We start from the raw sequence: 24985 nt of genomic DNA, 5'->3' as shown, positions 1-24985 counted from the left end.
ATTCAAATAAATAACGAGTCAGGGGGTATATACTAACCTAGACTTGTTATTTAATTTCATGGCCTAAAGTGAGGATAAAATATGAAGAATGTGGCGCTATATATACATATTCCATTTTGCAAGCAAAAATGTCTATATTGTGATTTTCCATCTTATGCAGGTATGGAGGAACATATGATTCATTATTCCACAGCTCTCGCAAAAGAAATAAATAGTATAAAAGATAAAAAAATAAAAACTATTTTTATAGGTGGGGGAACTCCCACCTATTTATCTTTGGCGGGCTGGGAAATAATAAAAAAAAGTATTTATACATTAGATACTGCAGGCGATTTAGAGTTTACAGTAGAAGGAAATCCAGGAACATTTACAAGGGAAAAATTAAACCTTTTTAAAAAAATGGGAGTAAATAGACTTAGTATTGGGCTTCAAGCCTTTCAAGACACATTGCTTAAAGACTTGGGGCGAATTCATACTATTTATGATTTTAAACAAAGTTTTGAAATGGCTAGAGATTTAGGCTTTCACAATATTAATATAGATTTAATGTTTGGGCTACCGGGTCAAACTTTAGCTCAGTGGAAAGAGACCCTAGAAAATGTAACTGCCCTAAGCCCAGAACATCTATCTTGTTATAGTTTAATAATTGAAGAGGGAACTGCTTTTTATAAAAGATTTGAACAGGGAACATTAAGTCTTCCTACTGAGGAAATAGAACGAAATATGTACCATGAAACATTAGAATATTTAAGAGAAAAAGGATATTCACAATATGAAATTTCGAATTTTGAAAAAGGTAAACGACAATGTAGACACAATTTAGTATATTGGGATTTAGAGGAATATATTGGTTGTGGCTCAGCTGCCCATTCATATAGTGATGGTTTTAGGTATAGAAATGAAGAAAATGTAGAAAATTATATTGAGAAGATAAATACTGAAGGCAGTGCAATAGTAGAAAAAAAGAAAAATTCCACAGTGGCTGACATGGAAGAGTTTATGTTCATGGGTCTTAGAAAGACAATGGGCATAAGTAAGATTGAATTTACAAAAAGATTCAAAAAAGACATACACAGTGTCTATGAGGTGGTAATAAATAAATATACTAGCGCTGGATTTATGGTGGAGAATAAGGAAAATATATTTTTAACTCATGAAGGAATTGAAGTATCTAATGTAATTATGGCAGAATTTCTTTTGTAAGTTTTTTTACTTATTAAAAATAACATTATTATGGCAGAGGAAATAGGGCAAACTATTTTTAAAATAGTGTTCTTTAGAAAACAAAAGAAAAGCGGAGCATTTGGAACCTAAATTGGAATGATAGATATAAAATGGCTGTATTGAAAAATGAGGGTTATTGACAAATACAATGGTAAATGATACTTTTAATACATACTCGTTAGCACTCAACGGTAGTGAGTGCTAATAAAAGAGGTGATATTATGGAAATGGATGAAAGAAAAATTAAAATACTTCAGGCTATAGTTACAGATTATATAAATAATGGTGAGCCTGTAGGGTCCAGGACCATTGCTAAAAAGTATGATTTAGGTATTAGCTCAGCTACTATAAGAAATGAGATGTCAGATTTAGAAGAGATGGGATATATAGAACAATTATATACCTCATCAGGTAGAAAGCCTTCAGATAAGGGTTATAGATTATATGTTGATAGACTTATGCAGTTAACTAAACTATCTGCTGAGGAAGAATATATGATAAAAAATCATCTTATCAATGCCGCTTTGTATGAGGTAGATAAAATTATTAAGCAAGCTACAGAAGTACTTTCTCACCTTACCAATCTTACATCTATAGTTAAGGCACCTTCTGTTCAAAAAAGTTGTATAAAATATATACAACTAATGAATTTAGATGGTGGAAGTATTTTGTTTGTAATTATTACTGACAGTGGTATTATCAAAAATAATTTTATTAAAATCAGTAAACCCATTGGTAGTTCTACCATAGAAAAACTTACCAATATACTTAATTTTAGATTAGGAAAGCTTACAATTGAACAAATAAACTTAGAGGTAATTAATAATTTGAAAGTTGATTTAGCTTCTTTTGTAGAAGTTTTTGATGGTATTATTCCGGCTTTATATGATAGCTTATCTGGTATTGAAACTTCGGAAGTATATATTCAAGGAGCGGCAAACATCTTTAACTATCCAGAATATAACAATATAGTTAAAGCTCGCGAGTTTTTAGTTTTAGTAGACAACAAAGAAAGTATAAACAGTTTACTAAATGCTAATGACATTACAGGTAATATTACAATTAAAATTGGTGGCGAAAATTTTGTTGAGTGTGCTAGAGAATGTAGTATTATAACTGCTGTTTATAGTGCCTCTGGAGTACCTCTTGGTTCTATTGGTGTTATCGGACCAACAAGAATACCATATGGAAAAGTTATAGCTGTATTAACCGAAATAGTTAAAGAATTAAATGATAATATAGCTCAAATTTATGATGATCATAGATAAGTTCTTAGATTAAAAGATTTACTTGAGCCTGAAAGGGAGGAATGCTTGCGTGCATAAAAATAAAAAAGAAATTTTAAAAGAAGAAACTACATCGATGCCTGATGGAGATTCTAGTTCAGTACATGAAACCAATGAAGGTGAAACTAATGAAGCTGAAAATTGCTTAGCCAAAAGCCCTATAGATGAGGCTGATGACCAAGTACAAGATGTCAAAGGAGTTTTAGAAGGAATTGCAGAGGAAGCTGAAATAATAGAAGAGGAAGAGTTTAAAGAACTTTTAGAAAGTGAAAAAGAAAAAGATATGAGTAAAAAAATAAAAAAACTAGAAGAAGAAAATATGAAATTACAGAATGAAGTTGTTGCTTTTAAAGATAAACTTTTAAGGACAACTGCTGAATATGAAAACTTTAGAAAAAGAACAGTAAAAGAGAAAGAAGGCATATACACTGATGCTTGCTCAGATGTTCTAAAAGAAGTGTTGCCAGTATTAGATAACTTAGAAAGAGCACTTTCTATTGAAGGAACTGGTGAGGATTTAAGAACTGGTGTAGAGATGACAGTAAGACAATTTAATGATGCTTTTACCAAATTAGGAGTAGAAGAACTAGCACCAGAAGGCGAGTTTGACCCTAATCTTCATAATGCAGTAATGCATATTGAAGATGAACAGTATGGAAATAATGAAATAGTTGAGGTGTTCCAAAAGGGTTATAAAAGAGCAAATAAGGTATTAAGACATAGCATGGTTAAAGTTGCCAATTAAAGATTGTTATTATAAAAAATATATAAGACGTAACAGTTATAACTGTTATGGACTAAAAAGGAATACAAGGAGGAAATAATAATGGGAAAAATTATAGGAATAGATTTAGGTACAACAAATTCATGTGTAGCAGTAATGGAGGGTGGAGAACCCGTAGTAATTTCTAATTCAGAAGGAGCAAGAACTACACCATCTGTAGTATCATTTCAAGCTAATGGAGAAAGACTAGTAGGCCAAGTTGCTAAGAGACAATCAATTACAAACCCAGATAGAACAATAAGTTCAATAAAAAGGGACATGGGTACTGATCGTAAAATAAATATTGATGGAAAAATGCATACACCACAAGAAATTTCAGCTTACGTTTTACAAAAAATCAAAGCTGATGCTGAAGCTTATTTAGGAGAATCAGTTACTGAAGCTGTAATAACAGTACCTGCATATTTCAATGATAGCCAAAGACAAGCAACAAAAGACGCAGGAAAAATAGCTGGACTTGAAGTTAAGAGAATAATAAATGAGCCAACTGCAGCAGCGCTTGCTTATGGACTGGACAAAATGGATGTTAATCAAAAAATATTAGTATATGATTTAGGCGGCGGTACATTCGATGTATCTATATTAGAACTTGGTGATGGTTTATTCGAAGTTAAATCAACTAATGGTAATACTAAACTTGGTGGAGATGACTTTGACCAAAGAGTTGTAAATCACATAGCTGATACTTTTAAAGCAGATAATGGAATAGATTTAAGAACTGATAAAATGGCACTTCAAAGATTAAAAGAAGCTGCTGAAAAAGCTAAAATTGAATTATCATCATCAATGCAAACTTCAATTAATCTACCATTTATTACTGCAGATGCTACAGGTCCAAAGCACATAGAGATGAACTTAACAAGGGCTAAATTTAATGAATTAACTCATGATTTAGTTGATGCAACAATAGAACCAATGAAAAAAGCTCTTGCAGATGCAAACTTATCACTTAATGAAATAGATAAAGTTGTACTTGTAGGTGGTTCAACAAGAACACCAGCAGTTGTAGATGCAGTTAAAAGCTTTACTGGAAAAGAACCTTCAAAGGGAGTAAATCCTGATGAATGTGTAGCACTTGGTGCAGCAATTCAAGCTGGAGTATTAACTGGAGAAGTTAAAGATGTTTTACTTCTTGATGTAACTCCATTAACACTAGGAATTGAAACATTAGGCGGAATAGCTACTCCACTAATAGAAAGAAATACTACAATTCCTGCTAAAAAGAGTCAAGTATTCTCAACAGCAGCAGATGGTCAAACATCAGTTGAAATTAACATTGTTCAAGGTGAAAGACAAATGGCTGCAAGTAATAAGAGTTTAGGAAGAGTTACTCTTTCTGGAATAGCAGCAGCACCAAGAGGAATTCCACAAATAGAAGTTACATTTGATATAGATGCTAACGGTATAGTTAATGTATCAGCTAAAGATAAAGGAACAGGAAAAGAAGCTAAAATAACAATTACAGCATCAACTAATTTAAGTGATGATGAAATTGATGCAGCAGTAAAAGAAGCAGAAAAATTTGCAGGAGAAGATAAAGCTAGAAAAGAAGCAATTGAGGCTAAAAACAATGCAGAACAATTAGTATACCAAACTGAAAAAAGCTTAAAAGATCTTGGAGAAAAAGTAGCAGAAGAAGATAAAAAAGATATCGAAGCAAAACTTGAAGCTCTTAAAAAAGTTAAAGATGGCGAAGATACAGAAGCTATAAAGAAATCTACTGAAGAATTAACTGAAGCTTTCTATGCGGTAACTACAAAAATATACCAAGCAGAAGCAGAGCAAGCAAAGGGAGCAGAAGGAGCAGAGCAAGGTAACCCTGAGGGCAATGCTGAGCATGATGACAACGTAGTGGATGCTGACTACAAAGTAGAAGAGGACGAAGAGAAAAAATAAGATAGATAAACAATAAAACCATTAAATAAGGGTAGGGTATTCACCCTTCCCTTAATTTAATTAAAGTTATATTAGCAATAAGCAATGAAAAACTATATAATAGTAATAGTTGAATTATTTAATCAACAAATTATGTTATAAAAGCATATATATTTTAGGTGGTGTAAAACGGCATGGCAAATAAAGATTATTATGAAACCCTCGGCATAGAAAGAGGTGCTAGTGAAGAAGAAATCAAGAAGGCTTTTAAAAAAGGCGCATTAAAATATCATCCAGATAGAAATCCAGACAATAAAGCAGCAGAGGATAAATTTAAAGAGATGAATGAAGCATACCAAGTTTTATCTGATTCTGATAAGAGAGCAAGATATGACCAATATGGTACAGCTGATGATAATGGAGCAGGCTACGGTGGCGCTTCTGATTTTTCAGGCTTTGGTGGTTTTGGAGATATATTTGGTGACATATTTGGAGGCGGAGGATTCTCTTCAAGAAATCAAAATGGCCCTAAAAAGGGTGCGGATTTAGAATATAATTTAAATTTGACCTTTGAAGAGTCTGTTTTTGGTGTAGAAAAAGATATATCTATTACTAAAAATGAAAAATGTGATGATTGTGGCGGTAGTGGTGCGAAAGCAGGCACTTCGGCAAAAACTTGTGATAAGTGTGGTGGAAATGGGCAGATAAAAGTTCAGAGAAATACTGCTTTTGGAAGCTTTGCTAGTATGAGCACTTGTGATAAATGCGGAGGCAAAGGTAAAATAATATCTGAACCATGTAAAACTTGTCATGGCTCTGGAAAATCTAGAAAGAATAAAAAAATTAAAATTAATGTTCCAGGTGGAGTTGACACTGGAAATGTTATGCCTCTTAGAGGACAAGGAGAACCAGGTGAAAAAGGTGGTCCTTCAGGTGACTTATATATAAATATCAGAGTAACTCCTCATAAAACTTTTAAGAGGAATGGAATTGATATTCATATAGAATCCCATATAAGTTTTGGATATGCAGCTATAGGTACTGAAATTAAAGTTGCAACCGTGGATGGTGACGTTAAATATAAAGTTCCAGCAGGAACACAATCCGGCACTGTTTTCAGACTTAAGGGAAAGGGTATACCTAGAGTTAATGGGCATGGAAGAGGAGACGAATACGTAAAAGTTATTGTTGATATTCCAAAAACCTTGAATGATAAGCAAAAGTCAGCACTAAAACTTTTCATGGAAGCTAGTGGCGAGTCCATAGATTTTTCTGACGATAAAAAGTCTTTTGTTGATAAAATATTAGGCAAATAATAATAATAATAATAATAATAATAATAATAATAATAATAATAATAATAATAATAAAACTTCGTTTTGTAAAACGGAGTTTTTTTATTAAATATTGTGTTGAATTATTGAAGATGATACACTTATGTATAGGAATAATTGGTATCTACCCAATATGGAAAAACAAGGAGGATAACATTGAATATTGATAAAAATTGGATTGAAGTAACTATAATAACAAGCAGTGAGGCAGTTGAGGCGGTGTCTGCAATGCTATATAATACGGGTGTAGAGGGAGTTTCTATTTTGGATCCACTAGATATGATTTTTAGGCGAGATCATACTACAGATTGGGATTATTTTGATGAGTCTATTATAGATACAAATAATGGAGTTGTAATAAAGGGATACTATAAAAGAGATGAAAAATTTGAAGGTTATTTAGAAGAAATTAAAACTGGAGTAAATAATTTACCAAAGTTCGGACTAGATAAGGGTGTAGGCTCTGTTATAGCAAATGATGTCAAGGAAGAAGATTGGGAAAACAACTGGAAGCAGTATTATAAACCAATAAAGGTAGGAGAGAAAATAGTTATAAAGCCTATATGGGAGCAGTACGATAAAAAGGCTGATGAGATAATTGTAGAGCTAGATCCAGGCATGGCTTTTGGAACTGGTACTCATGAAACTACTAGGATGTGCATAAAGGCACTTGAGAGGCACGTAAAGGCCGAGTCAGTTGTTTTTGATATAGGAACAGGGTCAGGGATATTATCCATTGCTGCGGCTAAGCTTGGAGCTAAAAAGACTATAGGAGTTGATTTGGATCCAGTAGCAGTAGATTCTGCAAAACAAAATGTAAGTTACAATGATGTAAGTAGCATTGAGATACTGTATGGTGACTTACTAGAAGTTGTAAATGGAAGGGCTAATATAGTTATAGCTAACATAATGGCTGATGTAATTATGTTTTTAACCCAGCAGGTTAAATCAGTTTTAGTAGAAGGTGGTCATTTTATATCTTCAGGAATAATTTTAATTAAAAAAGATGAAGTAATAAATAAATTAACAGAATGTGGTTTTAAAATTGAAGAGATAAACATCGAGGGAGAATGGGTTTGTATAGTTGCAAAGTTATAAAATAATTATATATGGCATCTTAAAGATAATAAGTTAAAGATGCCTAGTTTGAGGAGAGAATAAATAATGCATAAATTTTTTGTGCCAAAGAAAAATATAGACGGTAATAATGCTATTATTGATGGTGAAGATGTAAAACATATATACAAGGTATTAAGGCTTAAAATTGGTGATGTGGTTAGTATCAATAATTGTGAAGGCATAGAATACATAGGAGAAATAACACTAATAGATAAGAGTGAAGTAAAAATAAATCTATTAGAAGAAAATCCTATAAACAATGAAAGCCCAGTTGAAGTATACTTATTTCAGGGAATGCCTAAATCAACAAAAATGGACTTAATAGTTCAAAAGAATACGGAGCTAGGAGTTAAGGCAATAACACCAATAATTACAGAGCGAGTAGTAGTTAAAACTGAGCTTAAAGAATTTAAAAAAGTAGACAGATGGAATAGAATAGCACTTGAAGCTTGCAAGCAGAGCAAGAGAAGTTTAGTACCTGAAATTAATGTGCCTATAGAGTTTTCAGATTTATTAGAACAGCTAAAACCTATGGACTTAGTTGTGGTACCCTATGAGAATGAAAAAGGCTATGGAATAAAGAGATTAATGAAAACCATAGAAAAAGAATCTATTAGTAAAGTTGCTATTATTATAGGACCAGAGGGTGGATTTGAAGAGTGCGAAATACATAAATTAAAAGAAATAGGAGCAAGTATTGTCACTTTAGGACCAAGAATACTTAGGACTGAAACTGCAGGTTTTACTTGTTTAAGCCTTATAATGTATGAATTAGGAGATTTGGGAGGAATTATAGAATGAAAGTTGCAATTGCGACCTTAGGGTGCAGGGTAAATCAGTACGAGTCAGAAGCCATGGTAGAAAAATTCATCAGAGAAGGATATGAAGTGGCTGAGTTTCATGATTTTGCTGACGTATACGTTATTAATACCTGTACGGTTACTAATATGGGTGATAAAAAGTCAAGGCAGATTATAGGAAGAGCCAGGAGAAAAAATAGTGAGGCTATTATTGCAGTTGTTGGATGTTATGCACAGATTGCTGCAACGGAAGTATCCAGTATTGAAGGTGTTAATGTAGTTTTAGGTAGCCGAAATAAAGGCGATATTGTCTACTATGTAAATAGAGCTAGAGAAGAAAATAAACAAGTGGTAGAAGTTAACGATGTTTTAAAGAATAAGGTATTTGAGGACCTAAACATTAGTGAATATCAAGATAGAACTCGTGCCTTTGTGAAAATTCAAGATGGGTGCAATAGATTTTGTTCTTATTGTTTAATACCTTACGCAAGAGGTGCAGTGTGTAGTAAGTCACCTGAAAAAATAATGTCAGAAGTTCATGAATTAGCCCAGAATGGCTTTAAAGAGATTCTTTTATCTGGTATACATATAGCATCATTTGGATTAGATTTAGATGGTGAATGGAACTTAGTTCGAGTTTTAGAAGAGGTAGATAAGGTTCCTGGAATTGAAAGGATTAGAATAGGGTCAATAGATCCAACTTTCTTTACAGAAGGTGTTATCGAGAAATTAATGACACTTAAGAATCTATGTCCTCATTTCCATCTGTCACTTCAAAGTGGTTGTGATGAAACTATAAAAAGAATGAATAGGCACTACACAGCACAAGAATATAAAACTGTAGTTGAAAATTTAAGGAAAAATATAGTGGGAGCATCTATAACTACAGACGTAATTGTAGGTTTTCCTGGAGAAACCCAGGAAGAATTTGATAAAACTTATGAATTCTTAAAGGATATACAATTATCAAAAATGCATATTTTTAAGTATAGTCCAAGAAAAGGAACTAAAGCTGCGCAAATGAAAGAGCAGATTGATGGAAACATAAAAGAAGAAAGAAGTCATAAGCTTATTGCACTTAATAAGATGCTAGAAGAAAAACATATAAATACATTCACTCAAAAGAGCATGAATGTTCTTTATGAGCAAAAATTTAAAGATAATGAAGATGAATATGAAGGCTACACTGACAATTACGTAAAGGTTGTAGGAAAAGCATCTAAAAATATAGCAGGTGAATTCCATATGACTAAACTTATAGAATGTATGGGAGATTATATAATTGGAGAAGTTCAAGACTTAAAATAATTTTTAAAAGATAAATATATGTAAGTAGCAGGAGAATAAAGCTTTATGTTGAATAGTATATTAGTATAGGGCATACTGATTTGTTACTTTTTTTCAGAAGCCTAAAATGGGTAGGAGGTGATTATGTGGAAAAAAAAGACTGTATTTTTTGTAAAATCGTAAAAAAGCAAATTCCTTGTGAAATGCTTTATGAAGATGATAAAGTTATGGTGTTTAAAGACATAAGCCCTCAGGCACCCGTGCATGTTGTAATTATTCCAAAGGAACATATTGATGACTTAAATTGCTTAAATCAAGAGTCGTCGGAATTAATAGGTCATATATTTTTAGTTGCAAAGAAAATTGCCATGACCTTAGGAATTGCTGATAGTGGATATAGAATTGTTAGTAATTGCGGGGAACAAGGGGGTCAATCTGTTCAACATGTGCATTTCCATTTATTGGGCGGCAGAATGCTTCAGTGGCCACCTGGTTAGTATATAACTAGTTTTTCAAATGTTAAATTGTAATGTATATTTTATATTTAAATACATTATATATTACAAAATAGCAATGAAAATGTTGACATAATGCAAAACTGTGTTGTATAATAAAAAATGTGCTATTTAGGCCCCGCATTAGCTGTTTTTAAATTGAATTGAGCTAGCGGAGGGAGGGATAATGATGTCAGAAATTAAGGTTGGAGCAGACGAGTCCATTGAGAACGCTTTAAGAAGGTTTAAGAAAAAATGCGCAAGAAGTGGAGTGCTTGGAGAAGTTAGAAAAAGAGAGCACTATGAAAAGCCAAGCGTTAAAAAGAAGTTAAAATCAGAAGCTGCAAGAAAGAGAAAATTCAAATAGAATTTTTAAAAATGGAATGAAACAAGATTTATTTTATAAAATAAAATTTTGTTAGAATACCTTCCTCAGCAGTTAAATAAATTAGAAATTTAGAGTCATTCAGAGAAACAGTAGTAGCATTGGGAACTAATAGCATGAAACACGTGAGAAACTTATGTTTGCCGAGTTATCTGAAATTATGGGTAAAGCATATGGTAAGCTTGTTAGTGAAATAGTAAAACAATATTTAAATAAATAAAAGATTCAGCCTTTGGCTGGATCTTTTTTTGCTTATAAAAATTATAAAATAAAAAACTGTAATTTGTTGTGCTTTTTTTTCATAAATTTATTATGAAGTATTTTATGAGGTGGGAGTATGGATAGTAAAGTTTATAAAACAAAGGAAACTATAGCTAACAAATTAGAATTGCCAAGAGACATCTTATTAGATTTACCCAAAATAACCATTTTGGCCAATAATGAAATATATATAGAAAACCATAAAGGTGTGGTAATATTTGAAGAAGAAGAAATAAAGATAAATTCTAATGTGGGTCCAATTTCGATATATGGAAAAAATTTTAAAATATTATTTATAGGGGGAAACACAATAACTTTAAGTGGTAACTTTAAATCTGTTGTGTATGAAAGCCATGAATAATTTTAAAAAATATAAAAAAGGCACTATCACAATGGAAATCCAAGCATTTATGCCAGAAAAGTTTATAAATTTACTGTGGACAAATGGTATTATAGTTAAAAATATAAAAAAAATTAATATAACAACTCTAGTTTTGGAAGTTAAATTATGCGATTATGTTGAAATTGCCAAAGTGGCTCAAAAATCAAATAGCACAATTAGAATAGTAAGTAGAAGTGGATTATCCTTTTTTGTAATGAAAATGAAAAGGAGATCGGCTCTCTTAATAGGGGCATTTTTGTTTTTGTCCATAATATACTATTTATCTACCTTTGTATGGAATATAAAAATCAATACAGAACATTATATAAGTCCATATGAATTGCGTAATCAAATTAGTGGATTTGGAATAAATCCTGGGCTCAGAAAGAAAAATATGGATGTATATGAAATTGAAAATAAAATTCTAAGAAACAATGATGAAATAATGTGGGTTAAAGCTAGGATAGACGGTGTTAAGTTAAAGATTGATGTAATTGAAAGACAATCACCCCCTATAATAATTAGTAAGCAGCAGCCCCCTCGTGATTTAATAGCCAATAAAGATGGTGAAGTAGTTAGAGTGTTCACCACAGAAGGTACAGCAGTTGTGAAAAATGGAGACATGATACAAAAGGGAGATCTATTGGTTAAAGGAGAGCAAGGCAAAGAAGGAAGTGTTTATCCCGTACATGCTCAGGGAGAAGTTATTGCAAAAACTTTTTACGAGGAGATTAAAGAAGTTCCCTTAAATAATATATCAAGGATTAAAACAGGTAACAGTATAAGTAATTTATATATTAAACTTGCAAATAAAAAAATTTATCTCAAAAATAGCTTAATTACCTATGCTAAATATGATAAAATAGAAAGTAAAGATAAATTTATAAAAAGTGAAATCTACTATGAAATTGAAGAAAAAAATATAAAGGTGGATGTAACTAAGGTAACGGATGAAATTTATCATAGTATTTTGAGAAATTTGAACAAAAATGTGGTAATTATAGATAAAATTGTAGATGCAAAAGTGGATAAGAGTAAGTATATAATAAAAGTGTTAATTGTTGCTGAAGAGAATATTGCTCCTGAATAATGTGTGGCAGTTTAAAAAGAGACAATATATTTGTTTGTTTTACGCAAGAAGAAAAGGCGGGGATGGGATTTGAAAAATATTAGAGAACTTATGACACTTAATAAAGTAAAGCCTTATTTAATTTTTATAGCTACGGTAATTATTATGTATTCTATTTTAGTAACAGCATTGGTTCCAAAAAAATATACAATAAATGTGGGGGATATTGCAAGAATAGATATAAAAGCTCCTAGAGAAGTTGAAAATGAGGTGGCAACAGAAAATAATAGAACTAAGGCTGTAGAGCTTGTAGGGAAAAAGACAATTAAAGTTTCAGTAAATAAAGATGCTGTAGAAAATATTAGTAAGTTGTTTTCTGCAGTGGCTAAGTTAAATGCCAGTAATTCAATCATAAATAGCAATGGAGGGTCCAAGGAAGAAGCGTTATCAGAAAAAGTAGCTTCACTAAAGGAAACTAATCCAGTTGATAATTTTACCCCGGAAAATTATCAGACACTATTAAAGCTCGAGCCTAGTAAAGCAACGGATTTAGAAGAATTTCTTAAAAAAAATATTACCACCCTATATGAGGTAACCACAATAAATGAAAATAAGCCTGAAGAAATTATAATGGCAAAGGGTATTATTACTACAGCTTTTAACAATTCAAATTTTATAAAGGATACTAGAGAAATAGGAATGTCTATAGCAAATGCAGAAGTTCGTCCTAATTCAATTTATGATAAAGAAAAAACAGATTTGTTGATAGAGCAGGCAAGAAAAAATGTTAAACTTGTTATGATTAAAAAAGACCAAATAATTGTAAGTGAAGGGTCACCAATAACTACTGAACAAAAGGCATTGGTTCAATCACTGGGGCTACTAGATAATACTAGTAATTTTGAATGGTCACTATACTTAAGTTTGGCAGGGCTTGTATGCCTTGTAGTACTACTTCAATGGTTTTATTTATATAAGTATCAATCAGAAATATTTTCGGATACAAAAAAACTGATTATGCTTAATATTCTTAGTATAATAGCCATATTATTGGCTAGAGTACTAGGCATAATTTCTGTATTTGTAATCCCTTTAGCTTGTATACCTATGCTTATGACCATTTTAATTAATGATGAAGTATCAATAGCACTAAACATCCTTAACTGTATTCTAATTAGTGTTGCAGTTAATTTTAATTTTGAAATTACAACACTAGCTATTCTAAATTCTATTGTTGGGGTTATAGTACTAAAGAAAATGCAACAAAGAAATGATATATTATATTCCTCTATATATATAGCAATGATAAATTTAGCATTTTATCTTTCAATGGGATTTTTGATAAGCAATAGTATAGTTGATGTTTTTAAAAGAGCAGGAATGGTTTCTCTTGCAGGTCTTATAGCAGGAGTACTTACCATAGGATTTTTACCATTTTTCGAAAGTTTTTTTGACATAGTTACCACAGTGAAGCTTTTGGAATTATCGAACCCTAATCATCCACTATTAAAAAGGTTACTTTTAGAAGCACCAGGGAGTTATCATCATTCTGTGCTTGTGGCTAACCTTTCAGAGGTTGCAGCAGAAGTAATTGGTGCTAATCCTGTTCTTGCAAGAACTTGCTCATATTATCATGATATTGGAAAGATCAAGAGACCTTATTTTTTCAAAGAAAATCAACTAGGAAATGATAATCCACATGATAAGATAACACCTAATTTAAGTACACTTATAATTATTTCTCATATAAAGGATGGTTTAGAACTTGCAAAAGAATATAAGGTTCCTAAGGTCATTCAAGATGTTATTGGGCAGCATCATGGTACTACTTTAGTTAAGTACTTTTATGTAACAATGAAAAACTCTAGTGAAAATCCAGATGAGGTTAATGAAGAGGATTTTAGGTATCCGGGTCCAAATCCTGAAAGCAAGGAAGCCGCCATCATTATGCTGGCAGATGCGGTGGAAGCTGCTGTAAGATCAATTTCTAATTCTACAAAAGGTAAAATTGAGGAAATGGTTAATAATATAATAAAAGCCAGGCTTAATGATGGACAACTAAATAATTGTGATTTAACACTAAAAGATTTAGAAAAAATAAGAAAGGCATTTTTAAAAGTTCTTTCAGGAATATATCATGAGAGAATAGAGTACCCTACAGATAAATGGGAAAAGGATAAAATAAAGGAGCAAAAGAAAGTATGATTTATATAGATAATAGGCAAAATAAGATTGAAGTTACACAAAATCTACAAACTGTTATAAAAGATGTTATTAAATACACACTTTTCGAGGAAAAACTCTTTATAGATAATGAAGTAAGTGTTATATTTATTGATAATGAAGAAATTAGAAAAATAAATTTAAAAAATCGTGGCATAGATGAAATCACGGATGTGCTTTCTTTTCCAATGTTAAATTATCCTGAAAACAAGGTATTTAAGGATGTATACATAAATTATAAATTTGATGGAAGTGATTTATATGATGGGAAGCTAGTAATTGGGGATGTGGCCTTATCACTAGAGAGAGCCAAGGAGCAAAGTGAAGAATTTGGGCATTCCTTTACTCGCGAATGCGCTTATCTTACAGTTCATTCAATTTTACATTTGCTAGGTTATGACCACATGGAGGAAGCACCAAAAATCATTATGCGAAAAAAAGAAGAAGAAATATTGAACAATTTTAAAATATCTAGATAGAGTTTATTTATGATTATTTTAAAAATAATGTAGTTACAATATTTTTAAAGGTGGTTAAATATGAAAGTTAAAAAATTAGTTGATAGTTTTAATTATGCTATTGAAGGAATCATATATTCCATCCGTACACAAAGAAACATGAAGGTACACATGATAGTTACAATATTAGTTCTAACTGCCTCGTTTTTTTTTGACTTATCAAAGGTAGAACTTCTCATTTTAACAATAACTATAACCTTGGTTATAGTAGCTGAAATGATAAATACGGCGGTAGAATGTGCCATAGATGCCACAACAAATTTCTATCATCCACTGGCAAAAATTGCGAAAAATGTTGCGGCTGGGGCAGTGCTAGTAACCGCTATAAATTCAGTTTTAGTAGGCTATGTGATATTCTGGGATAAATTAACTCCATTTAATATAACAATGATGTCAAAGCTTAGAAAATCTAACCCTAACATGACTTTTCTTATACTAGTTATAGTTTGTATTGCTGCAGTAGTGGTTAAGTCAATTTATGGTGAAGGAACTCCATTTAGGGGAGGAATGCCAAGTGGTCACAGTACCATAGCTTTTTCAGTAGCAACTGCCATGACTTTATTAACTAATGAACCACTAATTATGGTATTATCTTATTTATTAGCAGTAATTGTTGCACAAAGCAGGGTTGATTCACAAATTCATTCTATTCTAGAAGTTATTTTCGGTGCTGCTTTTGGAACACTATTAACCTTATTACTTTTTAAAGTTTTGGGATGAGGCTTTTTATTTTAAAATGTTTAAAACAACAAATAAAATTATAATATTATTGAAATATTAATATTTAGTGATATAATTGGTATACGTGATTTTCAATATTAGGTGCATACAAATAAATAGCTTATTTAATGTGCCTTAAATTAATGGTGTAGGGGTGTATAATGGATTATAAAAAATTAGCTAAAAGTGCAATAGATGCCAGAGAAAATGCATATGTACCATATTCGAAATTTAAAGTTGGTGCAGCAGTTGTTACTGAAGATGGATCAATATATACTGGATGCAATATAGAAAATGCTTCCTACGGTGCAACTAATTGCGCTGAAAGAACCGCAATTTTCAAAGCTGTATCTGAGGGACATAGAAAAATTAAAGCCATTGCTATAGTGGGAGATATGACAACTAATACCTACCCTTGTGGCATTTGCAGACAAGTTATAGCAGAATTTGCTACAGAGGATATACAAATTATATTAGTGAAGAATGAAGACAGTTATATAATAAAGACAATGGAAGAGATATTACCAGGAGCTTTTACAAAAGAAGATTTATTTAAGTAAGATAGATAATTATGAATAGCTAAGTATGAATAGCTAAGTATTAATAATTATCAATCTACTTAAGATAACCAAAAGGAGGATATATGTTTAAATCAGGATTCGTAACAATCATCGGAAGACCTAATGTGGGCAAATCTACATTAATAAATTATATTATGGGGGAGAAATTGTCGATTGTATCTAATAGACCCCAAACTACTAGGAATAATATACAGACCATTTTAACAACTAAAGAATCTCAAATAATATTTGTAGATACTCCTGGGATGCATAAACCTAGGCATAAACTAGGAGAATATATGGTTAAAGTAGCGGAGCAATCTACGTCAGAAGTAGATGTCATATTATTTATAACCACACCTGGGGATGAAGTTGATAAAGGTGATATGCATATTCTTGAACAACTAAAAAATAGTAAAATTCCAGTATTTTTATTAGTTAATAAGATTGATGAGAATACCCAAGCAAGAGTAGCTAAGACTATTCAAAGCTATTCTGAGTATTTTGCTTTTAAAGAAATAATTCCTATAGCAGCCATAAAAGGTAAAAATGTTGACATAGTTACTAAACTTGTAGAAGATAACATTCCAGAAGGGCCATTATATTACCCAGAGGATATGATTACAGATCAACAAGAAAGATTTATTATAACTGAAATCATAAGAGAAAAGGCTTTGAAGCTTTTATCCCAAGAAGTACCTCATGGAATAGCAATAGAAATTATTTCTATGAAAAGAGATGCAAGGAATATGTACCATATTGAAGCTAATTTGCTCTGCGAAAAAGATTCACATAAGGGCATAATAATTGGAAAAGGTGGAAAAACCCTTAAGCAAATTTCTACTTATGCAAGACAAGATGTAATGAAATTTTTAGGCGAAAAAGTAAACCTAAGATTATGGGTAAAGGTAAAGAAAGAATGGAGAGATACTTCAAGTATTTTGAAAGAATTAGGGTATAAGTAGGGGATGATTTTCTGTCGATTTTAAAAACTAGGGCTATTGTAATAAAAACTCAAGAGTTTAAAGAAGCTGATAAGTTAGTTTGGCTTTTTACTGAAGATTTCGGTAAAATAACAGCTATAGCAAAGGGAGCCAGAAAAAATAAAAGTAAGTTTGTATCATCAACCTTACCTTGCTGCTTTGCAGAATTTGTGCTTTTCAAAGGTAGAAATTTATATACCATAAATGAAGTTACAATTATTGATTCATTTCAGCAATTATTAAGGGACCTAGATACAATTACTTATGCTTCGTATTTTAATGAATTAATTGATATTACAATGGAAAATGAAGAGGCTAATAAGCAACTTTTTAAAGATTTAGTCACTAGTTTTTATTTTATAAAAAATGATGTTATGGATATAGAAGTTCTGGCAAGAGCCTTTGAAACAAAAATTTTAAGGGCTACAGGTTATGAATTAAATTTTAATCAATGTGTTAAGTGCAGAAAAAAAATAATAATGTCTAATAATATTGATTTACAATCTTATGGACCTATTTGTAAAGATTGTGAAAAGTTAAATAGTATATATATTTCAAACCCTACATATAATACATTAAAATTCTTAAATAACTTTGGTATGGATAAGATTAATAGAATAGCTGTGTCTAAAACCTCAAAGCTTGAGTTGTACAAAATTTTATCCACTATTATATCCCAAAATTATACAAGAAAGCCAAAGAGCCTAGAAATGTTTGATTATTTAAAGGAATACGAAAATTAAAAACTATTTTATATCTTAGAAAAATTATGAGGAGGAAGATTTTAATGGCAGAAATTACATTGGAAAAAATTGATATCATTAAAGAAAGAACAGGAGTTTCATATACTGAGGCTAAGGAAGCATTAGAGGAATGTGATAGTGACGTAGTCAATGCTCTAATTTATATTGAAGCAAAGCAAAAGAAATATGCTAAATTTAACATGGAGGAAATGTACTCTACTAAGGATGAATTTGTAACAACAATAAAAGATATTGTTAAAAAAGGCAACGTTACAAGAATAAAAATAAAAAAAGATGATACTGTAGTTATAGACATACCTGTTAATGCTGGTATTGCGGCGGGCTTAATAGGATTATATAATCCTGTGTTAATTGCTCTTGGATTATTAACAGCAGTACTTACAAAGGTTACTGTTGAGATAACTAAAGCAGATGGTTCTGTTGAAGTAGTTAATACTATTATAAAAAATACAGTTGAAGACGTTAAAAGTAGAATGAGTGATATGACAGGCGAGGTAAAAGAAAAATATAATGATACAAAAGATACTTTTACCAAAAACAGCAAAAGCACAAAAGACGATAAAGAAGAAAATGTATATCAGTATACAGTAAAATTTGACAAAGAAAGTGAACTAAAAAAAGAAGAGAAAAAAGAGGAAAAAGAAGAGGAAAAATAAGAAAATAATTATTTTTTAATTTTAACTTTAGCCTTATACAAATGGTAATAATATGATTCCCCTTTCTATAAAAAAAGCAAATAAAAATTGCTTGTTTTATAGAAAGAGGAATTTTCTTATTTTACAATATTAGTCACAGCTAAACATTGTTTATTGAAAATTATTAACATAGAGTAAATTAATTCTTTTACATAAAAAATCATAAAAAACCCTACAATTTATTTTAATAATGTGGTACAATGTTACAAATGGTATGTAAAATTCTAGTATATAATGCATTGTGCAATCGTTTGTATTTACAATATTGCAAATATAACAAATACATAACATTTACAAGGAATTAAAATAGAAAGAGGGTGGAAAAAATAAAACTAACACCAAGACAAGAAGAAATAATTAGATTAGTTAAAGAAAATCCACCTATTACAAGTGAACGTCTAGCTAATAAGTTAGGGGTAACAAGGGCAGCACTAAGGCCGGATTTGGCAATACTCACAATGACGGGTATATTAGATGCAAGGCCAAAAGTTGGATATACGTATTCGAAGAAACCCTCTTATAGTTTAGTTTATGATTATATAAGAAATATTAAAGTTAATGATGTAATGTCTAAAGCTGTAATGGCTACAGAAGAAACTATGGTTTATGATGCTATAGTGCATTTATTTTTAAACGATGTTGGTACTTTATTTATACACAATAATGGCAATTTAGTGGGAGCTGTATCTAGAAAAGACTTTCTAAAAATGGCTATGGGCGGGACTGATATGCACAAGGTGCCTGTAGGAATTATAATGACTAGAATGCCCAATATAGTGCTTGTTGAAAAAGAGGATAGTATTTATTTAGCCGCACAAAGAATTATAGAACATGAAGTAGATAGTTTACCTGTGGTACAAAGAAAATTTGAAAATGGGAAAGAAATATTTCAAGTTGTAGGTAAAATATCAAAAACTAACATAACAAAATTATTTGTTAAAATGGGTGAGAATGGCTAAGTAACTAAAGTGAGTGAAAGTGGGCACTACATGTTCTGCATTGGACATCTTTGTACCCGTTATCATATATAATTTATAATCGAAGGGGTTGTATGGAATGGAAAACAAAAAATATGTTTATCTTTTTAGTGAAGGAAATGCTTCAATGAAAAATCTTCTAGGCGGAAAAGGTGCAAACCTTGCAGAGATGACAAACCTTGGGATTCCAGTACCGCAGGGATTCACAGTTACTACTGAAGCTTGTAATAAATACTATGAAGATGGTCAATTGATTGCATCTGAAATTGTTAGTGAAATAAATTCTAAAATGATTGAACTTGAAAAACTTACAGGAAAGAAATTTGGTAGTTTAGAAAATCCATTGCTTGTTTCAGTTAGATCTGGAGCAAGAGCATCAATGCCAGGTATGATGGATACAATTTTAAATCTTGGATTAAATGATGAGACAGTAGAAGTTATGGCAAAGCTAACAAATAATCCAAGATTTGCTTATGATTCTTACAGAAGGTTTATCCAGATGTTTGCTGATGTTGTTATGGGTGTTGAAAAAAGAAATTTTGAAAACATTATGGATACAATGAAAGAAGCAAAAGGTGTAAAATTCGATACTGAACTTGATGCTAATGATTTGAAAAAATTAGTTGTGCTATTTAAAGAATTCTATAAAGAAGATAAGGGTGAAGATTTTCCAAGTGACCCAAAAAGTCAATTAATAGAGTCTATTACAGCAGTATTTAGATCATGGGATAATCCTCGTGCTAACGTGTATAGAAGATTAAATGATATTCCAGGAAGTTGGGGAACTGCAGTAAGTGTTCAAGAAATGGTATTTGGTAATAAAGGAGAAACATCAGGAACTGGTGTTGCTTTCTCAAGAAATCCATCTACTGGCGAAAAAGGAATATATGCTGAGTACTTAATGAATGCACAAGGTGAAGACGTTGTTGCAGGAATAAGAACACCACAAGACATATCACAACTCGCAAAAGATATGCCAAAAGTATATAGCGAATTTATGGCAATTGTTAATACTCTTGAAACTCACTATAAAGATATGCAAGATATGGAGTTTACAATTGAAGATGGCAAGTTATACTTTCTTCAAACAAGAAACGGTAAGAGAACTGCACAAGCTGCACTAAAAATCGCTGTGGAACTGGTTGAAGATGGAATGTTAACAAAAGAACAAGCTATGATGAAGGTTGACCCAAAACAATTAGATACATTGCTTCACCCTAACTTTGATGTAGAAGATTTAAAAAACTCTAAAGTAATAGCTAAAGGTCTGCCAGCATCTCCTGGAGCTGCTTGTGGAAAAGTTTGCTTTACAGCAGAAGATGCAAAAGTTAGACACGAGGCTGGAGAAAAAGTAGTCTTAGTAAGGCTTGAAACTTCACCAGAGGACATTGAAGGCATGATTGCCTCAGAAGGTATATTAACAGTAAGAGGTGGAATGACTTCTCATGCTGCGGTTGTAGCAAGAGGAATGGGTACATGTTGTGTTGCTGGTTGTGGAGATATAAAAGTTAATGAAAAAGATAAGAGCTTTAAAATAGGTGAAATCACATATACTGAAAATGACTTTATATCAATGGATGGAAGTACAGGAAATGTATATGCTGGTGTTATTAAAACTGTTGAGCCTGAAATAAGTGGTTACTTTGAAACGTTTATGGGATGGGCTGATGAAATAAGAAGTTTGAAAGTTAGAACTAATGCAGACACTCCAAGAGATACTGCTCAAGCAGTTAAATACGGAGCTGAGGGTATTGGCTTATGCAGAACTGAGCATATGTTCTTTGATGCAGATAGAATAATGGGCATAAGAGAAATGATTGTTGCTAAAGACGAAGCAAAAAGAAGAGTAGCATTAGATAAATTATTACCAATGCAAAGAGAAGACTTTATAGGAATCTATGAAGAACTTAAGGAAAGACCAGCTACAATCAGATTCTTAGATCCACCACTACATGAATTCTTACCTCACGCTGATGAAGACATAAGAGAACTCGCTGTTGAGATGGGAATAACCTTTGAAGAGTTAAAAGCCACTGTTGAATCATTACATGAATTTAACCCTATGATGGGTCATAGAGGATGCAGACTTGCAGTATCATATCCAGAAATAGCTGAAATGCAAACTAGAGCGGTTATTGAAGCTGCTATAGATGTTAAGGCTAGAAAAGGATATAATATCGTTCCAGAAATAATGATTCCTCTAATTGGAGAAGTAAAAGAGTTAAAATATGTTAAAGATATAGTAGTAAGAATAGCTGATCAAATCATAGCTGAAAGTGGCAGTGATTTAAAATATATGGTTGGTACAATGATTGAAATACCAAGAGCAGCACTTACAGCTGATTTAATAGCAGAAGAAGCAGAATTCTTCTCATTTGGAACAAATGATTTAACTCAAATGACTTTTGGATTCTCAAGAGATGATGCTGCAACATTCTTAAAACATTATTATGAAAAGAAAGTTTACGAATTTGATCCATTCCAAAAATTAGATCAAATTGGAGTAGGCAAACTTATTAAAATGGCTGTTGACCTTGGAAGGCAAACAAGACCACATATAAAACTTGGAATATGCGGAGAACATGGTGGAGATCCATCTTCCGTTGAATTCTGTCACAATGTTGGATTAGATTATGTATCATGTTCACCATTCAGAGTTCCAGTAGCAAGACTTGCCGCTGCACAAGCTGAAGTTAATAATCCAAGAAAAAAATAGTATTTTAGAAATAGACGTATTTAATAAATTTATTTTAAAAAGCCGCTGCTTGCAGTGGCTTTTTATTTGTGAATAAATTATTAAATTAATATTGATTTTTTGAACATGTTTTCAATATAGGATATAAACCCTTCGACAAAGTCTAATTGATTTTGGTTTTTGTCTGTTGAATTAGTTAGTAGATTTATAAAGGCTTTTTTATTGCATTTATTTATGTTACCATAGTAGTCTCTTGATATTTTCCAATACCTTTGTGGGAAAGCTAAATAAACAAGAATATATTTATAATCATCTATTGTTAAAGGAAAAACACTATCATATAATTTAAAAAAACTTATTGCCAGCTCTAGATCCCATTTTGTACTATCTCTTTTTAAAAGTCGTCTTAAACAATATGAAATATCATGGGCACAAAAGTCATTTCTACATTTATCAAAATCAATTACCCATATTTCATTATTAGTATCAAAGATAATATTTTTATTAACATAGTCAAGATGACACAAGGATTTTGTAAGATTATTTTGATCAATATCATAAGCAATGTCAGCAGAATACTTGGCTAGCTTAATACTTGAATCAAAATGTTCAAGATAGAGCTTGGAAAAAGCATCATCATATTTATAAGCTAAATTAGAAAACTTAAGAAGGCTCTCGTAGTGCTTGTATATGGAAGTGCCCAGAATGCTATAGTTCTCCTTTGTTGAACTACCACATATAGGTTTAAAGGTAACGCTTACTTTATGCATATTTGCAAGGTTTGTACTACAGGCTAGTACATGATCAATATTATCGTAGTCACATTTAATGCCATCAACCCAAGGGGTAAGTATAAATAACATATTATTGTAGTTTATAAATCTGCTATTGGTTTTTGTAGGAAGAATTCGAGGTACATGGATATTATTTCTATATAACCATTCTATAGCTGAATATACAAATAATAAATCTTTTACACTGTAATAAACCTTCTTTAAACAATAGCATTCATCAAAGTATGAAACTTTATATACAGCTCTTTGTTTATCAGTATCTTTAAATTTAATTTGCGATATATCAGCATTAGCTAAATTATATTGAGGCAGAATGTATTTTTTCACGTTTTCTTCGGATAATAAATCTATGTTATTTAAATTTTTAGCCGTGGAGATCATCTTATCACTCCTAAAAAATTATTACATTAATAAGATATTAATAGAATATTAATATTATACGTTTAATATAAAAAAAGGGTAATTAAATTAATATGTAGAATACTATTAAGGTGATTAAAAAATAAGTAGCATACTTAAAATTTGCTATTTTAAATATTTAAATTAAAGATAAGATAAATAATTTTAGAGGTAGTGTTAAGTTCAGGAGGCAAAACAATTAATAATTGTTTTGTGCCACAGCGAACGGCAGGAGGGGATTTATGAATATTCGCCAAAGAATAGAAACTAATGAAGGTAATAATATTATTACCTATGGGGCATTATCCGCAAACTCTAAGGGACGAAAAATATTAGAAGTAAAGGATGATATAAGAACTTGTTATATGGTAGACAGAGATAGGATAATACATAGTAAATCATTTAGGAGACTACAGCATAAAACTCAAGTATATATAAAGGCTAGTAGTGATCATTATAGAACAAGATTAACACATACATTAGAAGTTGCACAGATAGCTAAAACTATAGGTAAAGGTATAGGCTTAAATGAAGATTTAATAGAAGCTATAGCTCTAGGTCATGATATTGGGCATGTACCCTTTGCTCATAATGGTGAAGAGGTACTTAATGATATTTTGCCTGGAGGATTTAGACACAATGAAAATAGCATAAGAGTGTTAACAAAAATAGAAAAGCTAGGTAAGGGACTAAATTTAAGCGAGGAAGTACTAGATGGGGTTCTGAATCATAGTGGATTTTCTTCCAAAATCAGAAAGGCAGAAACCTTAGAAGGTCAGGTTGTTAGATACAGCGATAAGATTGCATATGTTAATCATGACATAGATGATTCAATAAGAGCAGGATTATTAAAAGAAAATATGCTGCCCCAAGATGCTATTGAGATTTTAGGTACAAATCATGGCATGAGAATAGACACCTTAGTTAAAGATTGTATTTATAACACATTAAATAACTTAGATAGGGATAAAATATGTGTATCACTTAGTGAGCCCGTTTCAAAAGCCTTAGTTATTTTAAGAAATTTTATGTTTGAAAATATATACAAAGGTGACATTTTAAAGGAAGAAAGGCAAAAGGCACAATTTGTGGTAACGCAAGTGTTCACATATTATTATAACAATCCAAATGCTATGCCAGATTTTTACAAGAGTATAGTTGAGGATGAAGGATTACATGTAGGAGTGGCAGATTATATTTCTGGTATGAGTGATGATTATTGTTTAATGCTTTTTAATAATATATATGTACCTAAAGTTGTTATTTATTAAAATATTAGAATAAATTAATGATTGTTTAGAGAAAAATATATTAAATGCAAATAAAAAAATAAAAAATAAAACTTACAAAATTGAAG

The 24985-nt window shown here is 31.2% G+C and carries 23 protein-coding genes; 22 read left to right on the top strand and 1 reads right to left on the bottom strand.

Annotated features, from left to right (window positions below; genetic code table 11):
* Positions 1-81: 81 nt before the first annotated feature.
* From hemW to ppdK, 21 genes are all read left to right on the top strand, one after another.
* The gene (hemW, locus tag KPL51_RS09125; protein WP_216159872.1) at positions 82-1203 is read left to right on the top strand and encodes a radical SAM family heme chaperone HemW; all 1122 of its coding nucleotides are present in this window, start codon (positions 82-84) and stop codon (positions 1201-1203) included.
* 242 nt (positions 1204-1445) lie between these two features.
* On the top strand, positions 1446-2492 hold the full coding sequence (gene hrcA / locus KPL51_RS09120; protein ID WP_216159869.1) for a heat-inducible transcriptional repressor HrcA: 1047 nt from the start codon (positions 1446-1448) through the stop codon (positions 2490-2492).
* A 49-nt stretch (positions 2493-2541) separates the two neighbouring features.
* Positions 2542-3255, top strand: coding sequence for a nucleotide exchange factor GrpE (gene grpE, locus KPL51_RS09115; protein ID WP_312888521.1), 714 nt, complete (start codon positions 2542-2544; stop codon positions 3253-3255).
* Positions 3256-3336: 81 nt separating this feature from the next.
* Entirely contained in the window at positions 3337-5190 is a 1854-nt protein-coding gene (gene dnaK / locus KPL51_RS09110) for a molecular chaperone DnaK (RefSeq protein ID WP_216159866.1), read from the top strand.
* Between the two features lie 173 nt (positions 5191-5363).
* Complete coding sequence (gene dnaJ, locus KPL51_RS09105) at positions 5364-6485, top strand: molecular chaperone DnaJ (RefSeq protein ID WP_216159862.1); 1122 nt, start codon at positions 5364-5366, stop codon at positions 6483-6485.
* A gap of 180 nt (positions 6486-6665) precedes the next feature.
* Entirely contained in the window at positions 6666-7601 is a 936-nt protein-coding gene (prmA, locus tag KPL51_RS09100; RefSeq protein WP_216160143.1) for a 50S ribosomal protein L11 methyltransferase, read from the top strand.
* 66 nt (positions 7602-7667) lie between these two features.
* On the top strand, positions 7668-8423 hold the full coding sequence (locus tag KPL51_RS09095; protein ID WP_216159857.1) for a 16S rRNA (uracil(1498)-N(3))-methyltransferase: 756 nt from the start codon (positions 7668-7670) through the stop codon (positions 8421-8423).
* Positions 8420-9730: a tRNA (N(6)-L-threonylcarbamoyladenosine(37)-C(2))-methylthiotransferase MtaB gene (mtaB, locus tag KPL51_RS09090; protein ID WP_216159854.1), complete on the top strand. Its 1311-nt coding sequence runs from the start codon at positions 8420-8422 to the stop codon at positions 9728-9730. The genes KPL51_RS09095 and mtaB overlap by 4 nt, the downstream gene beginning before the upstream one ends.
* A 125-nt stretch (positions 9731-9855) precedes the next feature.
* On the top strand, positions 9856-10206 hold the full coding sequence (locus KPL51_RS09085) for a histidine triad nucleotide-binding protein (RefSeq protein WP_224853998.1): 351 nt from the start codon (positions 9856-9858) through the stop codon (positions 10204-10206).
* A gap of 187 nt (positions 10207-10393) precedes the next feature.
* Positions 10394-10570, top strand: a complete 177-nt coding sequence (rpsU, locus tag KPL51_RS09080) for a 30S ribosomal protein S21 (RefSeq protein WP_124998347.1) — start codon at positions 10394-10396, stop codon at positions 10568-10570.
* Between the two features lie 355 nt (positions 10571-10925).
* Positions 10926-11210, top strand: coding sequence for a sporulation protein YqfC (gene yqfC / locus KPL51_RS09075; protein ID WP_216159851.1), 285 nt, complete (start codon positions 10926-10928; stop codon positions 11208-11210).
* Positions 11203-12321 (top strand): sporulation protein YqfD, encoded by a 1119-nt coding sequence (gene yqfD / locus KPL51_RS09070; RefSeq protein ID WP_216159848.1) that lies wholly within the window; start codon positions 11203-11205, stop codon positions 12319-12321. Before yqfC ends, yqfD begins: the two co-directional genes overlap by 8 nt.
* Positions 12322-12411: 90 nt before the next feature.
* Entirely contained in the window at positions 12412-14505 is a 2094-nt protein-coding gene (locus KPL51_RS09065) for an HD family phosphohydrolase (protein ID WP_216160135.1), read from the top strand.
* Positions 14502-15002 (top strand): rRNA maturation RNase YbeY, encoded by a 501-nt coding sequence (gene ybeY / locus KPL51_RS09060; RefSeq protein WP_216159844.1) that lies wholly within the window; start codon positions 14502-14504, stop codon positions 15000-15002. Before KPL51_RS09065 ends, ybeY begins: the two co-directional genes overlap by 4 nt.
* 60 nt (positions 15003-15062) lie before the next feature.
* Positions 15063-15761 carry a diacylglycerol kinase gene (locus tag KPL51_RS09055; protein WP_216159841.1) on the top strand — a complete coding sequence of 233 codons (699 nt, stop codon included), beginning with the start codon at positions 15063-15065 and terminating at the stop codon, positions 15759-15761.
* 161 nt (positions 15762-15922) lie between these two features.
* Positions 15923-16321 (top strand): cytidine deaminase, encoded by a 399-nt coding sequence (locus KPL51_RS09050; protein ID WP_216159838.1) that lies wholly within the window; start codon positions 15923-15925, stop codon positions 16319-16321.
* 83 nt (positions 16322-16404) lie between these two features.
* Positions 16405-17286, top strand: coding sequence for a GTPase Era (era, locus tag KPL51_RS09045; RefSeq protein ID WP_216159835.1), 882 nt, complete (start codon positions 16405-16407; stop codon positions 17284-17286).
* A gap of 11 nt (positions 17287-17297) precedes the next feature.
* Positions 17298-18047 (top strand): DNA repair protein RecO, encoded by a 750-nt coding sequence (gene recO, locus KPL51_RS09040; protein ID WP_216160132.1) that lies wholly within the window; start codon positions 17298-17300, stop codon positions 18045-18047.
* Positions 18048-18091: 44 nt separating this feature from the next.
* A complete protein-coding gene (locus KPL51_RS09035) occupies positions 18092-18724 on the top strand; it encodes a DUF4342 domain-containing protein (protein ID WP_216159832.1) in 633 nt (210 codons plus the stop codon).
* Positions 18725-19080: 356 nt separating this feature from the next.
* Complete coding sequence (gene ccpN, locus KPL51_RS09030; RefSeq protein WP_216159828.1) at positions 19081-19722, top strand: transcriptional regulator CcpN; 642 nt, start codon at positions 19081-19083, stop codon at positions 19720-19722.
* A 97-nt stretch (positions 19723-19819) separates the two neighbouring features.
* Positions 19820-22456 carry a pyruvate, phosphate dikinase gene (ppdK, locus tag KPL51_RS09025; protein ID WP_216159825.1) on the top strand — a complete coding sequence of 879 codons (2637 nt, stop codon included), beginning with the start codon at positions 19820-19822 and terminating at the stop codon, positions 22454-22456.
* A gap of 80 nt (positions 22457-22536) precedes the next feature.
* Here ppdK and KPL51_RS09020 read toward each other — a convergent pair whose 3' ends face one another.
* Positions 22537-23610 carry a CotS family spore coat protein gene (locus tag KPL51_RS09020; RefSeq protein WP_216159822.1) on the bottom strand — a complete coding sequence of 358 codons (1074 nt, stop codon included), beginning with the start codon at positions 23608-23610 and terminating at the stop codon, positions 22537-22539.
* Between the two features lie 260 nt (positions 23611-23870).
* Here KPL51_RS09020 and KPL51_RS09015 point away from each other — a divergent pair, with 260 nt between their 5' ends.
* Positions 23871-24899, top strand: coding sequence for a deoxyguanosinetriphosphate triphosphohydrolase (locus KPL51_RS09015; protein WP_216159819.1), 1029 nt, complete (start codon positions 23871-23873; stop codon positions 24897-24899).
* Positions 24900-24985: the final 86 nt, after the last annotated feature.

The organism is Clostridium bowmanii, from assembly GCF_018861315.1.
In the GTDB taxonomy this organism is placed as follows: Bacteria; Bacillota; Clostridia; order Clostridiales; family Clostridiaceae; genus Clostridium_AD; species Clostridium_AD bowmanii.
The sequence above is the reverse complement of the archived record's forward strand: the minus strand, read 5'-3'. Positions and strand labels throughout refer to the sequence as shown.